General features: G+C 42.7%; 1 protein-coding gene. It reads left to right on the top strand.

What is annotated here, in order from left to right:
- On the top strand, positions 1–412 hold a 412-nt coding region (locus S1OALGB6SA_RS10170), incomplete at its 5' end, for a hypothetical protein (protein WP_195910298.1).
- Positions 413–543: the final 131 nt, after the last annotated feature.

The raw sequence follows: 543 nt of genomic DNA on the forward strand, positions 1-543 counted from the left end.
AGTAGGAAGTGGAACCTATGGCCCGGCTGGTACTTCTATTGGCTTCACCTTGGGTACATCGGGCGTTGATTCTGTCGAGGATTTAGAAGGTTTGAGTAGCATAATCGGAGCTTCAGGCGGAGCACCAATCTCATTAGGTGCCGACGTATCTATGCCATCTGATAGTGATAATCTAATGAATGATTCTGTCTATTCTATATCAATGGGCGTTGGGGGCAGTGCTGAAGTACATACCTTCGCTGCGTATACGCAAGTCGCGGGAACTGAAATAGATATTTCTCAAGCTGCTGGGGCTCTCCAACAATTTGCTGGGAAAGTCGGTGAAGGAATTAAAGATTTACCCTCTGTTTTACTCGACAATGCCTATTCAGGACCGTTGCCCCCTGATTTAAATTCTATGATGAATCCATAGAGGTAAGTTGAATTATGCGAATTTTTTTTGTTATTGCTTTGGTTTTTCCCCTTATTTCTTGCCATCTAAATACCAAGAGTGAAATTGACGAGTATCTCCAACCGTATTTCAATGGACTAAATGCAAGGAAT

This window comes from Olavius algarvensis spirochete endosymbiont (genome assembly GCA_900608495.1).
GTDB lineage: Bacteria > Spirochaetota > Spirochaetia > DSM-2461 > DSM-2461 > UBA2779.